The sequence below is a fragment of the Anaerolineales bacterium genome, from assembly GCA_003105035.1.
GTDB lineage: Bacteria > Chloroflexota > Anaerolineae > Anaerolineales > UBA4823 > FEB-25.
Genome location: PQAL01000005.1, coordinates 30,525 through 46,822 on the forward strand (window position 1 = coordinate 30,525; position 16,298 = coordinate 46,822).

Annotated in this window: 13 protein-coding genes; 8 read left to right on the forward strand and 5 right to left on the reverse strand. The window is 53.8% G+C overall.

Annotation, left to right across the window (positions count from 1 at the left end):
• The first annotated feature begins 105 nt into the window (after nucleotides 1-105).
• Nucleotides 106-2,433, forward strand: coding sequence for a hypothetical protein (locus C3F13_03105; protein PWB55679.1), 2,328 nt, complete (start codon nucleotides 106-108; stop codon nucleotides 2,431-2,433).
• Nucleotides 2,434-2,497: 64 nt separating this feature from the next.
• A complete protein-coding gene (locus C3F13_03110; GenBank protein ID PWB55680.1) occupies nucleotides 2,498-3,157 on the forward strand; it encodes a deoxynucleoside kinase in 660 nt (219 codons plus the stop codon).
• Between the two features lie 101 nt (nucleotides 3,158-3,258).
• Here C3F13_03110 and C3F13_03115 read toward each other — a convergent pair whose 3' ends face one another.
• On the reverse strand, nucleotides 3,259-4,962 hold the full coding sequence (locus C3F13_03115; GenBank protein ID PWB55851.1) for a M3 family oligoendopeptidase: 1,704 nt from the start codon (nucleotides 4,960-4,962) through the stop codon (nucleotides 3,259-3,261).
• A gap of 78 nt (nucleotides 4,963-5,040) precedes the next feature.
• Nucleotides 5,041-6,003, reverse strand: a complete 963-nt coding sequence (locus tag C3F13_03120) for a hypothetical protein (protein ID PWB55681.1) — start codon at nucleotides 6,001-6,003, stop codon at nucleotides 5,041-5,043.
• A 128-nt stretch (nucleotides 6,004-6,131) separates the two neighbouring features.
• Between C3F13_03120 and C3F13_03125 the strand changes: the two genes are divergently transcribed.
• The 6 genes from C3F13_03125 to C3F13_03150 are packed head-to-tail and all read left to right on the forward strand — an operon-like array spanning nucleotide 6,132 to nucleotide 10,713.
• Nucleotides 6,132-6,434 (forward strand): hypothetical protein, encoded by a 303-nt coding sequence (locus C3F13_03125; GenBank protein PWB55682.1) that lies wholly within the window; start codon nucleotides 6,132-6,134, stop codon nucleotides 6,432-6,434.
• A 27-nt stretch (nucleotides 6,435-6,461) separates the two neighbouring features.
• The gene (locus tag C3F13_03130; GenBank protein ID PWB55683.1) at nucleotides 6,462-7,418 is read left to right on the forward strand and encodes a hypothetical protein; all 957 of its coding nucleotides are present in this window, start codon (nucleotides 6,462-6,464) and stop codon (nucleotides 7,416-7,418) included.
• Nucleotides 7,419-7,475: 57 nt separating this feature from the next.
• Nucleotides 7,476-8,927: a hypothetical protein gene (locus C3F13_03135; GenBank protein PWB55684.1), complete on the forward strand. Its 1,452-nt coding sequence runs from the start codon at nucleotides 7,476-7,478 to the stop codon at nucleotides 8,925-8,927.
• Nucleotides 8,924-9,592 (forward strand): DedA family protein, encoded by a 669-nt coding sequence (locus tag C3F13_03140; GenBank protein PWB55685.1) that lies wholly within the window; start codon nucleotides 8,924-8,926, stop codon nucleotides 9,590-9,592. The genes C3F13_03135 and C3F13_03140 overlap by 4 nt, the downstream gene beginning before the upstream one ends.
• A gap of 33 nt (nucleotides 9,593-9,625) precedes the next feature.
• Nucleotides 9,626-10,462: a biotin--[acetyl-CoA-carboxylase] ligase gene (locus tag C3F13_03145; protein ID PWB55686.1), complete on the forward strand. Its 837-nt coding sequence runs from the start codon at nucleotides 9,626-9,628 to the stop codon at nucleotides 10,460-10,462.
• A 14-nt stretch (nucleotides 10,463-10,476) separates the two neighbouring features.
• Entirely contained in the window at nucleotides 10,477-10,713 is a 237-nt protein-coding gene (locus C3F13_03150; protein ID PWB55687.1) for a hypothetical protein, read from the forward strand.
• 43 nt (nucleotides 10,714-10,756) lie between these two features.
• Here C3F13_03150 and C3F13_03155 read toward each other — a convergent pair whose 3' ends face one another.
• The 3 genes from C3F13_03155 to C3F13_03165 form a co-directional block, all read right to left on the reverse strand.
• Nucleotides 10,757-13,228: a DNA gyrase subunit A gene (locus C3F13_03155; GenBank protein ID PWB55852.1), complete on the reverse strand. Its 2,472-nt coding sequence runs from the start codon at nucleotides 13,226-13,228 to the stop codon at nucleotides 10,757-10,759.
• A 177-nt stretch (nucleotides 13,229-13,405) separates the two neighbouring features.
• The gene (locus C3F13_03160) at nucleotides 13,406-14,836 is read right to left on the reverse strand and encodes a dihydropyrimidine dehydrogenase (protein ID PWB55688.1); all 1,431 of its coding nucleotides are present in this window, start codon (nucleotides 14,834-14,836) and stop codon (nucleotides 13,406-13,408) included.
• 74 nt (nucleotides 14,837-14,910) lie between these two features.
• Nucleotides 14,911-16,161 (reverse strand): dihydropyrimidine dehydrogenase, encoded by a 1,251-nt coding sequence (locus C3F13_03165; protein ID PWB55689.1) that lies wholly within the window; start codon nucleotides 16,159-16,161, stop codon nucleotides 14,911-14,913.
• Nucleotides 16,162-16,298: the final 137 nt, after the last annotated feature.

Here is a 16,298-nt window from a genome sequence, read left to right on the forward strand (position 1 = left end):
AGCATTCGATGAAATGGTGCGGTTACCTATAACGACATCGAATGCTTCGCCCTTACTATTTGTTGAAACGAAGTCTTCGCCATTACAACTAACATTTTGGTTATTATGACCCTGCCATCCATCAGCACCGAAAAGACTTTGCGCATCTACCTGGCACTGGCGCAATACCCCGTCCTGTCCACCCAGATCCGGGCACGTATGCGCCGCCTCATCTTTGAGCATGGGGTTATTTCTCAGCATGATTTCGAGACAGAGGTTCGCCGGCAGGCCATCCACTCACAAACGCGTGAAGCTGTGCACGATCCCTACATCGAAGAGCCCGCTGACGTCTGGGAGCTACGCCTCTCTCGCATCCGCGATCATCTGACTGATTTTTATTTTGCCTATAATCTGCCCTATGAACTGTTTGAGCAGATCGTGCGCGATATCCTGGCCGAGCGTGGCATGCATGTTAATGACCTGATGGTCAGTTTCAACCCTGAGCTTGCCCCTCAGTCAATGTTGTTCGAGCAGGCTTCTACTATCGAGAATCTACCCCCTGAAGAGCGCCTGGCTGCAGAACCTCACCTGCGCGAGATTAAGGTTGTGCTCATCCGCACCCTGATCAGCGACCAGCTTGCTTATGTAAACATCGCCAAGGATTGGTTAACTATCCGCGACTTGCGCGAGATCTACCAGCATAAGATCGGTAGTGGCAAGATCGGCGGAAAGTCTGCTGGGATGCTGTTAGCCCGACGCATCCTGGAGAATGTCGCTTCCCATGAGCTGAAAGCACACCTGAGCATTCCTGAATCATACTTCCTGGGCGCTGACGTCACCTATGCGTTTATGGCGCTCAATAACCTGATGCATTGGAATGACCAGAAATACAAGCCAGAGGAAGCCATCCGGGCAGAACATCCCCAGATCATCCGCGATTTCCTGGCCGGCAAGTTCCCACCTGAAATCCTGAGCGAGCTGCGCGAGCTCTTGGCAAAGATAGGCCAGCAACCCCTGATTGTTCGGTCTTCCAGTCTTTTAGAAGATAACTTTGGCACTTCCTTTGCTGGCAAGTATGAAAGCCTGTTCTGCCCCAATCAGGGCAACCTGGAGCAGAACCTTTTTCAATTCACCCAGGCTATCCAGCGCATCTATGCCAGCATCCTTAACCCAGATGCCCTGCTGTACCGTCGCAGCAAGGGCCTGCAGGATTACGACGAGCGCATGGCGATCCTCATCCAGCTCGTCCAGGGTGAACGGATGGGGAAATATTTCATGCCACACGGCGCTGGTGTGGCATTCAGCCGCAACCAATTCCGCTGGAACCCACAAATTCGTCGGGAAGCTGGTTTCATCCGCATGGTGGTAGGTTTAGGCACGCGTGCCGTCGACCGTTTAGGCAACGATTATCCACGTCTGGTTGCCCTCAGCCATCCCCTGTTGCACCCCGAGGCCACACCCCGTCTCGTCAGTCAGTACTCCCAGCATGAGATCGACCTGATCGACCTTGCAGCCAACGAATTCAGATCAGTGCCTGTCGTTGAAGTGTTGAACTCTCATTTTCCAGGTCTGCGCTTTATTGCCCAGCTATACAGCGAAGAGTCAATCCTTCCAATCCGCAGTAACCTGCTCGACGGTCAGCCATCCCAGCTGGTGGTCACCTTTGATGAGCTCTTCCGACGCACACCCTTAGCGGCGCGATTCCGCGAGATGTTAAGCTTGCTTGAACAACATTATCGCTCTCCCGTGGACACCGAGTTCACCCTGCAGATGATAAATCCCGAGTCATCCCAGGCTGAGGTGCATATCTGCGTCCTTCAGTGCCGACCACAATCACATTTCAAAGAGAACAAGGTCCGCTTGCCTGCCAGCCTGAATCCTGCCGATGTGGTTTTCTCTACCACCCGCCTCGTGCCAGATGGTCATGTGCCAGGCATCACCCACGTTATCTACGTCACCCCTGAAGGATATTTCTCCCTGGGCACCCAGGCCGAACGCAGACACATTGCCCATCTGGTGAGTAAGCTCAACTCCCGCCTGGCCGGGGTAACCTTCATCGCCATCGGGCCCGGCCGTTGGGGAACCATCAACCCCGACCTGGGTGTGCCGATCAACTACGGAGACATCTACAATACACGCGCGCTCGTCGAAATCTCAGGAAATGGGATTGGGGCAGCCCCTGAGCCGTCCTTCGGCACGCATTTCTTCCAAGACCTGGTGGAAGCCAATATATATCCGCTGGGGATCTACCTGGATGACGCCGATGTCCAGTTCAACAGGGCTTTCTTTTATGACACCCCAAACCGGCTGGAAAAGTACCTCCCTGAGGCCAAGGAGTGCAGTGACACTCTACGCTTGATCGAAGTGGCCAGCTTCCGTTCCTCTAACCACCTGGACCTGGTTATGGACGACGACAAAGGCCAGGCAGTCGCTTACTTGGTGCCCAATCAGTAAGGCTGTGCACTTGAAGCATTGTTCAATATCAATTTTTTGTAAACTTGCTTGAGGAGAAATGGCAATGAAAAAATTCGTGGCAGTTGCAGGGAACATCGGAGTTGGCAAGTCCACCCTGGTCACCATGTTGTGCAATCGCCTGGGGTGGCAGCCATTCTTTGAACCTGTGGGCGAGAATCCTTACCTGGCGGATTTCTACCACGATATGCATCAGTGGTCCTTTCATTCACAAATTTTCTTCCTCACCCGGCGTTTACGCTCCCACCGCCAGCTACTCGATCACCCCACCTCAGCCATCCAGGATCGCTGTGTGTATGAGGATGCAGAGGTTTTTGCCCAGAACTTATACATCCAGGGCTTGATGGATGAACGCGATTACCTGAGCTACAATGAGTTATACCGCGTGCTGAGCGAGTTCCTGCCTCCACCCGACCTGGTGGTTTACCTGCGCGCCTCTGTCGACACCCTCATGCAACGCATCTCCCACCGTGGCCGCGATTACGAGCGTACTATCACCCATGAATACCTTGGCCAGCTCAGCAGCCTTTATGAGAACTGGATTGCCAACTTCAGCCTCTGCCCGGTCCTCACTGTCCCAGCGGATGCTCTGGATTACGTCGCCCATCCAGGTCACCTGGACCTGGTGGCTCAGAAGGTCGAGGAGAAGCTCACCGGCAAGGAAGTCGTGATTTTCTCCGCCGACGAGGTGGCAAATTCAGCGTAGCACAGTTATTACACCACTGCCATTACTCTTGCCGCTAACTGAGCAAGCCCAGTAATTCTGTCGAGTATTAGTTTTTGCTCGTCCTAGTAGTGCCTGGAGCGCTACACCCGCTCAAACTCTTCTATCTTTGCTTCAGCCAAGCCAATCACCTCGCCCAGTGTTTCCGCATCGAAGGCGAAGTGGGCACCTGCCGTCAAATACAGCTCAGGGATTGGCACCGTCCCGCCCAATCTCAATGCCCGCCGGTAGGCTGCCACCGCCTGTTTCTGGTCAGTCAGGGCATTACGCCATACCTGTAATGCCCCCATCGATGCCAGACCATACTCAATATAATAAAATGGCACCTCAAAAATATGCTGTTTACGTAGCCAGCCGGTAACCATGATCTCATCCAGCCCGCGCCAGTCGATCCCAATCATGAACCGCCCCCACAAGCGAGCCCATTCCTGGTCACAATTGTCCGGGTTAGCAGCCGCCTGCTCATGGGTGTATGCCCAGTGTTGGAAGGCATCCACCACTGCCATGTAGGGTAAAAAGGTCACCATTTCTTCAAGGTGCTCAATTCGCGCCCGTGCTGCATCCTTCTCGGTGTAAAAGCCACCCTCGCTCGCCAGCAGGTATGGCGATGCCAGCAATTCCATGGATGTCGAAGCTACCTCAGCAAACTCCATGCCTACAGACAGCTGGTGGTAGTATGGCAGGTGTGCTTCTTCGAACACGTGGAAGGCGTGCCCACCTTCGTGGATCAGTGTGGCCACATCTCCATGTAACCCCACTGCGTTTTCAAAGATAAACGGCAACATGACCATGTCGTAATCGCTGCAATAAGCCCCTGGCGCCTTCCCTTTTCGATTTTCCAGGTCGAGTAATTCATTCGTCCGCATGATATCAAAATATTTGCCCAGCTCATCATCCACCCGGTGGAAAATCACTGATACCCTGTCCACCAGCTCTTCAATCGTCTCGTACGGCTTCAAAGCCTCTCGGTTAAATGGATCGACGTCCAGGTCCCAGGGTCTGAGCGAGCTGAGTCCCAGCCTCCCTCGGCGTTTTTCATAGATCCGTTGTGAAGCAGGCACGGCTACCGCCTCGATCGCGTTATGGAATGTGGTGCAGTCATCGGGTGTGTAATCGAACCGGTGCAGGTCTTTCCACCGGTAGGCACGGTAATCATCAAACCCTGCATTGCGGGCGATCTTCCCCCGCAGGTCTAGCATAGTCACCCACAAGTCATTCAGCCGTTGGCGATCTGCTTGCCTGCGTTCCATGCTCAACCGCCAGGCTTTTTCGCGCCTGGATCTGTCAGGGCTGAGGTAGACCGGCATCAATTGGGTGGTGGTCACCTCCTGTCCTTCCCACTCGACGGTCTGTGCCCCGATAATCTCATCATACTCATTTACCAGCTTCTTTTCTTCTGTAAGCAGCGGCAAATTTTCATCGCGGTAGATCTCAGCTTCAACCTGCATGTTCAATAGCGGAATCTTAAATCCCTTGGGTTTCAATCCACTCTTCAACAACATTTCCTTATAAGCCTGGTTGGCCACCAGGCTGGGTGTCAGGGTTTCATCCAGGAATGTGTTAAAACGCATTTTAAACTCAGGGTTGGAGGTATCACGCGTGGTAGCTACCCATAAGCGAGCGAATATCTCCGATACCACCCGGTTTATATCCGACCAATCCATTACCCATTCATCAACGTTTGCCTGGGTTAGTTGCCTTTTGCTTAAGTCATCTGCATAAGGCTCTAGCTTCTTCCAGTTCCATTCCATGAATATCCTGTGGTCCTTGGGGAGTGTTTTGAACATGTTCCTGCCTTTCATCGCTTTGTCATCAAATGAAATCTCTGCCTTCCCGGCAACCATGTTTTTCCTGTGCAGCTAGTTTTACCATTCATTAGTATACCAGCGCAGGTAATCCTCTACATGTAACCGCCAGTATTCTTCCTCGTGCTCACCCACAAACATGTGCCACTCGTGCGGGATGTTGAAACGGGTCAATAGATTCTCCAACCAGCGTGCACCTTCGGTGATCTCCGGTCGATCAGAATTGCCGATGTCCATATAGATCCGCGGGGTCATCCCTTCAGGGATAGCATTCAGCCATTGGTAAATGGGTTGTACATCAGAATAAAACGCAAAGCCGCTGTGCACCCCCACTGCTCCAAATAACTCCCAGTGTGAAAGCCCCAGGTGGGCAGCCCAGGCACCGCCCCGCGACAACCCACCGATAGCCCGGTGATCACGATCAGGGATCGTCCGGTATTGTGTATCGATCCAGGGGATGAGTGTCTGTTCAACCGCCAGACCAAATTTGTCCTCCGTTGGCTCAAGCCATACCCTGTCCCTGGGCATCACCACGATGAACGGAGGCACCTGGCCGAGCCTGATCAATCGGTCCGCCATCTCTGGAACGCCCAGGCGGTCCCACTGCGTATCTGAATACGTCTGTCCATGGATCAGGTACAGAACAGGGTAGGCTTGGTCGGTGTCTTCTTCGTAGCAAGGCGGCAGGTAAACTCGATATACCAGCGGGGCAGGCAGTATCACCGTGGAGATCTCCCGCACGTCAACACTCCCGCCCATAACCGTGCATGCCCTGGGCGTGGCAGTTGGAGTGGGAGGCACGCTTGTTTGGGTGCTTGTGGGAGTCACGGTTGCCTGAGTAGGGCTGGCTGTAGCTGTCTGAGTAGCAATTGGAGACGGCTTGGCAGTTTCAGTGACCGGTTGCTCCTTTACTAGCTGCATCTCAGATTCAATCGCATGGGCCGGCTGCGAAGTTGAGTCGACCGGTAGACAGGCCTGGAGAAATAAAATAAAAAATAATGCGATCGCAGCAATCCTGGGCACGTCGTGAGTTTACCACAAGAAATCCTCATATGCTTCACATTAAGCTCATGTGAGTAACCAGCTCCGCCAGATAAAATCTGTACTTTCACTGGTAAAATTAGCCGACATATTCATCTATGGAGAAGTGCATGCGAAAGTTCATCCTTTTTTTACTGCTTCTAGGAGCGGTTGTCCTGGCTGGCTGTCTGCCTCAAACACAGGCGGCACTTCCCACGGCAACACCGACAGAACCTGTTAAACCTGCTCCTAACAAGGCATTGGTTCTTCCAACTCAGGCAGCTCTCTTTCCCGACTCCGGTTGTACCGTAGTTGCTAAAAATCCAACCTCTCCAACTGCGGAACCTGGCTACCCTCCCATCACGGATCAAGATTGGACGAAAGGACCCGCAGATGCCAAGGTAACCATTGTCGAGTATTCTGATTTTCAGTGACCATATTGCGCTCAGCTTGCTCCCGTGATGGAGCAACTCCTCAAACAATTTCCTGATGATTTCCGCTTTGTCTACCGCAATTATCCCCTCATCGGTACCCCTGAGCAACCTTTCCATGATAAAGCCGCCCTTTCCACCCAGGCTGCTGAAGCAGCCGGTAAACAGGGCAAGTTCTGGGAAATGCACGATGTTCTGTTTAATAATCAATCCGAATGGTCTACCCTTAGTGTGACTGATTTCCAGCAGTGGCTGATTGCGAAAGCTGGTGAGATCGATCTGGATGTGGACCAATTCACTGCTGACCTCAACAGTCCTGAGCTGGTCGCTCTGGCGCAAAAAGCCTGGGACGACGGTGGGAAAATGCGATTATCCGGTACACCGTCCCTCTTTCTCAATGGTGAGACATGGCCAAGTAACGTTCCCATGAGCGAGTCCAACCTGTCCTCGGTCATCAAGCTCACCTTGATTGAAGATCGCCAGTTCACCCAATGCCCGCCCATGAAAATCAATACCACTAAGCAGTATCTCGCTACCTTGCACACTGAAAAGGGCGATATCGTCATCGAGCTATATCCTGATAAGGCTCCCCTGGCTGTCAACAGCTTTATCTTTCTGGCTCAAAACGGTTGGTTTGATGGAGTCACTTTTCACCGTGTCATCCCCGATTTCGTTGCCCAGGCTGGAGACCCAAGCGGGACCGGTTACGGAACTCCGGGCTATGCCTTCGAGAATGAGATTTCCGACGATCTCAAGTTTGATGCTCCAGGGATGGTCGGTATGGCCAATGCAGGTGCTGATTCGAATGGAAGCCAATTCTTTATCACCTACAGCGCGCAGCCCACACTGGATGGAAAATACACCATCTTTGGTCATGTCCTCCAGGGGATGGATGTGGTGAAAAACCTTGCGCCGCGCGATCCTTCCCAGAGTGCTGAGCTTCCCCCAGGGGATAAGATCCTCAGTGTAACCATTGAGGAAAAATGACATCTAATTACCCTGGAGCTGGCTGATCAATCGGCCGGCGGGGGATTTTTATACTGAATGATCGCTTCTGGTATTTCTAACAAGCCCAATAAGGCGCCATTAGACCGGCCTTTGCTGATCCAGCTGGTGCTGAGTGTGCTGTTTTCATTTATCCTAATTGCTGCTGCCGGGGTTTTCGTAATCGCCGGCATTTACCAATTCTATTCTCAGGGTTCAGCCGGGCAGAATGTCACCCAGTCATTTATGCTGGCAGGTAGCCTGGCATTTGCTGGAGCACTTGTCATTCCATCCGCCTGGTATGCCTGGAAGCACATCGCTTATCCCCATGCTCAGCGAGCAGAGAAACCTGAACCACGCAGGTTTGGTTTGATCCTGACCTTAATCACCTTGATCGGTTCTGGTTTGGCATTGATCATTGGCAACCTGGTCGCGCAAAACGACCAGATCGCCTGGTTGATCCTACCACCACTCAATATCATCGCCACGGGTCTGCCTGCAATATGGGTGATATATTTTGGCACCCGTGGCTTGCTTCCAAATATTCCCCGCTATAAGTGGGGTGTATTTGCTAGCGGCCTTGTACTGGGACCCTTGATCATCCTGATCATCGAGCTGGCGATGCTCATCGGTGTGGGTATCCTGGCAATCGTTTGGATCATGCTGGACCCCACCCTTGCCCCTCAATTCAGTGGCTTCTTACACCAGCTGCAGACCATGGGTACTAATCCTCAAGCCATCTTGAATAACCTGCCAACTTTCCTGCTGAATCCGGGCGTGTTGTTCATCGGCTTTGCCTTTGTGGCTGTGCTGGTTCCAATCGTGGAAGAGACCTTCAAACCGATCGGGGTGTGGTTCATGGCAGGTCGAAAAATCACCCCCGCCCAAGGCTTTGGCTTCGGTGTATTGAGTGGAGCCGGTTTTGGCCTTTTTGAGAACCTCGGAAACACCAGTGCTGGAGGCGAAAGCTGGGCTTTGCTCGCAGGTTCACGTATCAGCACATTGTTATTGCATAGTTTTACTGCTGGGTTAGTCGGCTGGGCTCTGGCGTACGCCTGGAGTGAGAGGCGTTTTCTCCGGCTGGCAGTCTGTTTTGGCATTGCCATCCTGATACACGGCTTATGGAATGGCATGGCAATCCTCAGTACCGCATCATCCCTGGAAGGGTTGGTACCCATCTCCTTGCCCACCTGGCTCCAAACCCTGGCTACCATCGCTACTCCTGGCATTTTCGTCCTGGGTTTGGCTGTGGTAATTGGTTTCTTCCTGTTCAATGCCTCCCTCAGGCAAAACCTGGCTACCGCCCCGCTTCCTGCAGCAGAGAATGTCAATAATGCTTATCCGGAAGCTGCCTTACCATCACCAGAGACTTCACTTCCTGCATCCACACCCGGCGGTCCGCTCACTCCACCCCTTCAAGCAGCAGTAGATAAGCCTTCCTCTACTGTACACGAGCTACCTCTTCAGACTTCGCCTGAAATTCCACCAAAAAAATCGGAAACTAAACCATGAATATCATTAAGCAAATCATAGACCTGATCCTGCACCTTGATAAGTACCTCGGGCAAATCATCCAGAACTATGGTGTCTGGACCTATGCCCTCCTGTTCTTCGTGATCTTCATGGAGACTGGTTTCGTAGTCACCCCATTCTTGCCTGGCGATTCGCTAATTTTCGCGGCGGGTACATTTGCCGGTATGGGATATCTTAACTTTTGGATCTTGTGGATCGTCCTGTGTGCAGCAGCCATTCTTGGCGATACCGTGAACTACTGGATCGGGCATTATATTGGCCCTCGTGCTTTTAGTGGGAGTGTCCGTTTCTTAAAGAAGGAATATCTCGACCGCACACATGCTTTCTATGAGAAACATGGCGGTAAGACCATCATCATCGCCCGTTTCATCCCCATCATCCGCACCTTTGCCCCCTTTGTAGCCGGTGTTGGCGCCATGACCTACCCCAAATTTATTTCCTACAACATTATCGGGGGTGTTGCCTGGGTGTCGCTGTTCTTACTTGGGGGGTATTTCTTTGGTGGGCTGCCTTTCGTCCAGAATAATTTCTCCTTTGTAATTGTAGCCATTATCTTAATATCCCTCCTGCCAGCGGTTATCGAGGTGATTAACAGCCGTCTTCAAGCTCGTAAACAAACCGAGCCACCTGCTAGCATTTCGTAATAATCTGGTTGTTTGGCGAGGTACAATCGATCCATGGATCAAGCCTCCCTGGAATCGTCCCTGGCAGACCTGGAGCTGCCAGCTGTTCGATATTTTCAATCGATAGACTCAACCAATGATGAGGCCTGGCGATGGGTGGAGATTGGTGCTCCACATGCAGCCCTGGTGGTTGCTGATGAACAGACAGCCGGACGAGGTCGTTATCAGCGCCGCTGGATCACCGCCCGCAACACTGGCCTGGCGTTCAGCCTGATCCTTCGCTCACCTGCCTTCCAGGTGCATCAGGTTCATTTGCTCACTGGGTTGGGTGGTCTGGCAGTCTGCCTGGCATTGCAAGACTGTTATTCCATACCTGCACAGGTGAAATGGCCTAATGATGTCTTGCTTGGTGGGGGCAAGGCTGCGGGCATCCTGGTAGAAGCTCGCTGGGAAGGTGAGAAATTAAATGCCGCGGTCGTGGGGATTGGCATTAACATTGCACCTGAATCCATCAATCCGGATACCCTGTCCTCGGCAGGATTGGATGTCCCTGCCACTTGCGTTGAGTGCTTTGTGGATCATCCGGTGGATCGATTGGAATTATTGCATGCTATCCTTGGTGGATTCCTCAGCTGGCTGCCTCGCCTCGCCATCTCTGCCTTTATTAATCTGTGGGAGGCAAATCTGGCTTACCGTGACCAGTGGGTTGTAATTCTTCCGCCCTCTCCAGGCCACCTCACTGGTCGACCCGTGGTTCACCCGCCTATTTATGCTGGAAAACTGGTCGGCCTCACCATGGATGGCTCCGTAAAAATATTGACTGCATCGGGTGAGTTGGTGACCGCTCAGGTCGGTGAGCTTCACCTAAGACCTGTTGGTCCACCCGGATGAGCTGGAGGGTCGGCATGTTTGAAGATTTTAGAAAACAAATCGATGACCAGGGATTCCCTGATGACGAGACGCCTATTGCCCCATCGCAGCACACGCCTGTCACAGATCGCGATCATTTCATGGGCATGTCGCCAGTCCAGCGTTTTATTGTTGCCCTCATGCTCCTGGTGATGGCGGTCATCCTGGGAATTCTTTTCCTGATGGTGACCTCCAAGATTGCCCTGCCAGCCATGGCGTTACCTTCTGTCTGAACCCAAAGGCAATCGCCTCCTACAGCCAGCTCCTATCTTCCCCCTACTCGCCCTCTTTTACCCCTGCTCGTAGTAAGTCGGCTGTGGAGATCCTGGCCAGGGATGCCACTGAATCCTCTTTCTCCAATGAGATCAGCAGGTCGCACTTGGCCACCCGGCCGCCACGCTTGATATCTTTCACCCGCGTTCTCAACACCACCCCTCCTGCCGAGATGATCGTCAGCTCATCCACCGCCTGAACCACCCGTGCTGCTGAGATAATCCCCACCTCCTTCAAGCTCTTCGGGTCGATGGACCGCACGCCACCCGTGGCCCTACCTTTTGGAGGATAATCGTTTAGCGAAGTACGTTTTCCGTAACCACCGGTGGTGATCACCAGTAGCTCTCCCCCTTCTTCCACCAATTCCATGCTTGCCACATGGTCGCCCTTGGCCAGGCTGATCCCGTTCACTCCTCCTGCTGCCCGCCCCATGGCGCGTACGGAGGCTTCTGAGAAGCGTAATGCCTGCCCTTGTTCCGTCACCAGGATAATTTCATCTTCCCCGTCGGTGAGCTTAGCCCATGCCAGCTCATCCCTTTCCTCGAGTCCAATGGCGATCAACCCCGATGGCCTGACTGAGCTGAACTCCGCCAGCTCCACCCGCTTCACTTTGCCATTGCGGGTTGCCATCGTGCAGTATTCAGCAGCCACAAAATCGGGCGCCGCCACTGCCGCTGTGATTGTCTCACCTGCACTCAACGCCAGGATATTGACAATCGGGATACCTCGTGCGGTGCGGTCAGCATCCGGGATTCGGTAAGCTTTTTCTGAGTACACCTTGCCTTTATCTGAGAAAAACAGGATGGTATCCAGTGTGCGAGCCGGGAACAGGAACATCACTTCGTCTTCCTGTTTCGTGGTGTGCCCAGTCACGCCTCTCCCACCCCGGCTTTGTGGTTTGAAGGTCTTCGCCGCCACTCTCTTCACGTACCCGCGCTGGGTGATGCTGATCAGCACTGCCTCATCCACCACCAGGTCCTCTTCGTTGAATTCTTCCCTGGCTTCGTGGGCGATGCGTGTACGGCGGGGGTCTGAGTACTTCTTCGTCAACTCTCCCAGGTCGCTCTTGATCAGCTCAAGCACCTTGCGGGGGTTGGCCAGCAAGTCTTCCAGATACGCGATGCGTTCCAGGATCTGCTTGTGCTCATCCTCAATTTTCTGCCTCTCCAGGGCTGCCAGTCGCCTCAGCTGCAGGTCAAGGATAGCCTGGGCTTGAAGCTCACTCAATTTAAAGCGGCTTATGAGCCGTTCCCTGGCTTGGTCGGCATCCGCGCTTTCGCGAATCGTCCGGATCACCTCATCCAGGTTCGCCAGGGCAATCAATAACCCTTCCAGGATGTGAGCCCTGGTGCGCGCCTTGTCTAGCTCAAAGCGCGACCTGCGTACGATCACTTCCTGGCGGTGATCGATATATACCTGTAACATCCGCTTGAGTGAGAGCAGGCGTGGTTCTCCATCTACCAGTGCCAGCATCTGCACTCCAAAGGTGGATTGGAGCGGGGTGTATTTGTAAAGCTGATTCAAGACCTTCATCGGCTGAGCCCCGCGTTTCAGCTCGATGATGATGCTCATCCCCCGCCGGTCAGACTCATCCCGCAGGTCGGATATGTCGTTTAATTTCCCCTCTCTCGCCAGCTCGGCGATGCGCTCGAGCAAGCTGGATTTATTCAGCAGATAGGGGATTTCTGTGATTACGATGCGTTGCCTTCCAGCAACCATATCTTCGAAATGCGCCAGGCCGCGCAACACCAGTCTCCCCCGCCCGGTGCTGTATGCCTGCCGGATGCCTTCGTTGCCCACAATCTCCCCACCGGTTGGGAAATCCGGCCCCGGAACCATCCTGAGCAGCTCTTCGTTGGGGATCTCTTCCAGTCGCTCATAATTGTCGATCAGGTAGAAAATCGCTGCAGTCAGCTCACTCAGGTTGTGCGGAGGGATGTTGGTCGCCATGCCCACTGCAATCCCTGACGAGCCATTCAAAAGCAAGTTGGGCAGCCTGGCGGGTAACACACTGGGTTCTTTGAGCGATCCATCGAAGTTATCGGTGAAATCCACCGTGTCCATCTCGATATCCGCCAGCATTTCTTCGGCCATACGCGACAGGCGTGCTTCGGTATAACGCATTGCCGCGGGTGCATCCCCATCCACACTACCAAAGTTACCCTGCCCATCGACGAGCAGGTAACGCATCGAAAAGTCCTGCGCCATGCGTGCCATTGATTCATATACCGCGGCATCACCATGCGGATGGTACTTCCCCAGTACCTCGCCCACGATGCGGGCTGATTTTTTATAAGCCGAGCCTGCCCCGATCCCCATATCATGCATGGCGAATAATATCCGCCGGTGAACCGGTTTGAGCCCGTCACGTGCATCCGGCAAAGCGCGAGCCACGATCACGCTCATGGCATAATCCAGGTAAGCCGCCCGCATCTGCTGGTCGATATCCACTTGTTCAATGTTTCCGATTTCCATCCAGGCCTCGTTCCTTTTTTCCACCGCCATCTTGCTGATCACTTATCCACACTACCAGCCACTGTATCCTTCCACATAATGGAAAGTGGAAATTATGGTGATGGGTAGAATTCAACAAAAAAGATGTGCACGCCAATGGCGCACACATCTGAATTATAAACCAGGAATTTTATACCGTTACCAGCCCAGGTAGCGGTCTATCGCTGCTGCAGCCTTCCGCCCCGCCACCATGGCGGTGACTACCAGGTGCGGTCCGGTGACCATGTCACCCCCACCGAAGATGCCCCGCCGGTGTGTGGCACCGGTATTCTCGTCCGTCATCAGCAGGCCAGATGTGTGGGTTTGTATCCCCGGGGTGGTCTCACCGATCACTGGATCGGGTTTGTAGCCGATCGCCATCACTGCCGTGTCTGCTTCGATGATGAAGTCGGATCCCTCAACAGTCATGAATGAGCGGCGTCCATTCTCGTCAGGTTCACCCAGCTGCGTTCGTACGCATTCAATCTGCGCCAGACGCCCGTTTGCTCCAGCGATGAAGCGCACTGGTTGAGTCAAAAAGTGGTACTTGGCTCCCTCTTCAACTGCCATCTTGCGGTCTTTATAACCGCCGGGCATTTCCGCCTCGCCCCGCCTGTACAGGCAGGTCACTTCCTGGGCATTCATCCGTAAAGCGGTCCGCAAACAGTCGGAGGAGGTATCCCCTCCGCCGATCACTACTACCTTCTTGCCTACTTCTGGTCGGCTGCACATCTCATGCGGCAACAGGTCCATATCCACGTTCGAGCGGATCAGAAAATCTGTCGCTTTATACACCCCTGGTAGCAGTTCCCCTGGGATGTTCATACTGGCATCCACCGTGGTTCCCACCCCCAAGAACACCGCGTTATAGCCTCCGCTGAACAGCTTATCCACGGTGATCTTCGGCCCGATATAGGTGTTGCATACAAAGGTCACCCCTGCTTTAAGCAAGTCATCCCAGATGTCAAACACCACTTTCTTGGGTAGCTTGAAATTGGGAATCCCATAGATCAGCAAACCACCCGGGGCCGGTCGCGCATCGAAGATCGTTACCCAATGGCCACAACCTACCAGCTGCTTGGCACACGCCAATCCGGCCGGCCCTGCCCCGATGATGGCCACCTTCTTCCCGGTAAATTTACCCACCGAAAGTGTAACACCCACCTTGCGCCGCTCATAATGGGTGGCAAACGCCTCCAGCACGCCCGTCGGCACGGGTATTTCGCCCTTCTTTCCCCGCACGCAGGCTCCCTCGCACAGCTTTTCCTGCGGGCAGATCCGCCCGCACACCTCAGGCAGGCTGCTGGTCTCCCGGTACACGCTTGCCGCTTGAAGGAACTCACCCTGCTCGATCAGCCACATGGCATATGAAATGTCATTTTTTGCCGGGCATGCCTTCTGGCAAGGGGCAGGGTCTGGGCAATGGATGCAGCGGCTGGCTTCATATCTGGCCCACTCCTCGTCGATGCGGATAATAGCCTCATCCCAATCTTTAACCCGTTCTGCAGCTGGGCGCGTGGGCAGCCCGCGCGAAGGGATCGCCATTCGTGCTTTTCGATCTACACCCGAAAAATCCCTTGGGATTTCCATCTAGTCCACTCCTCGGAAAATGTTGGACATTCTCTAATTATTATGAAGGAGCCTTTTGAATAATTGTAGTCGTATCAACCGAGGTATGCATCGATCGTATACCCGGCCTTACGCCCCGCTACGACGGCGGTTACCACCATATCAGGTCCGGTGACCACATCTCCACCCGTAAACACCCCGAACCGGCTGGTCGCCCCGGTCTCGCGATCCGCCACGATCATGCCCCACTTCTGTGTTTTCAAGCCTGGTGTCGTAGCAGTCACGATCGGGTCGGGGTAGTATCCCATAGCTACAATGGCAGTATCTGCATCGATAATAAAATTTGAGCCTTCTATGATCTCGGGGTAGCGCTGGCCTTCCTCATCCGGCTCGCCGACCATGATCTTCACACAGTCGATCCATGCCAGGTCTCCATCTGGGCCAGGGATCAATCTCACTGGTTGGCAAAGGTATTCGAATTTTACACCCTCTTCGATCGCCAGTATCCTGTCCCGGGCTCTGCCTGGTATCTCATGCTCAGTATAACGGTACAAACATGTGACTTCCTTTGCACCCAGCCTCAGGGCAGTTCGTGCACAGTCAGTCGCCGGGTCTCCGCCCCCAATCACCACTACCCTCTTTCCCACTTCGGGATTAACCCGCATCCTGGGAGGCAGATGCGTTTTATCGGCGTTAGCCCGGATCAAAAACTCTGTGGCCTTGTAAACGCTCGGCAGATCCTCTCCAGAAATTTCCAGCGGAGCATCGATTCCGCTTCCCACGCCCAAAAAGACGGCTTCGTACCCTTCCTCAAACAGGTCGTTGACCGTCTTCTTCTTCTTACCGACCAGGGTGTTGCCCACGAAGGTCACGCCGGCCTGTTTTAATCCGTTCCAAATATCTGAAATCAGTGCATGGGGGAGTTTGAAATTCGGGAACCCGTAGGTCAAGGCTCCCCCAGGGTATGAGCGGGTGTCATAGATCGTCACCCAGTGGCCCATGCGAATCAACACATCCGCACACGCCAGCCCCGACGGACCGGCACCCACGATCGCCACTTTCCGGCCGGTCAGATCGCCGGGTTGGATTTCAACACCCTTTTCCCGGCGCTCATACTCACACGCGAAAGATTCGAGCACGCCAATAAGAACGGGGTCACCGATTTTCTTAAGCACGCATGCCCCCTCGCACAATCTTTCCTGGGGGCAAACCCTTCCACAGATCTCGGGCAGGAAGTTGGTCTTCCTGAAAATGCCCGCCGCTTCGATGAATTTACCCTTTTCAATTAAAAAGAGCGCTTGAGGAATATCACTCCCGGCCGGGCAGGCACGGCGGCAGGCTGCCATCTCATGGCAGTGGATGCAGCGCGATGCCTCGTATTTCGCCCATTCTTCGTCGAGGGGTGCCCTGCCTTCATTAAAGTCCTTTACGCGCTCATCAACAGAACGGGTAGGTAGCCCGCGCGACGGCAGGTGGATACGCG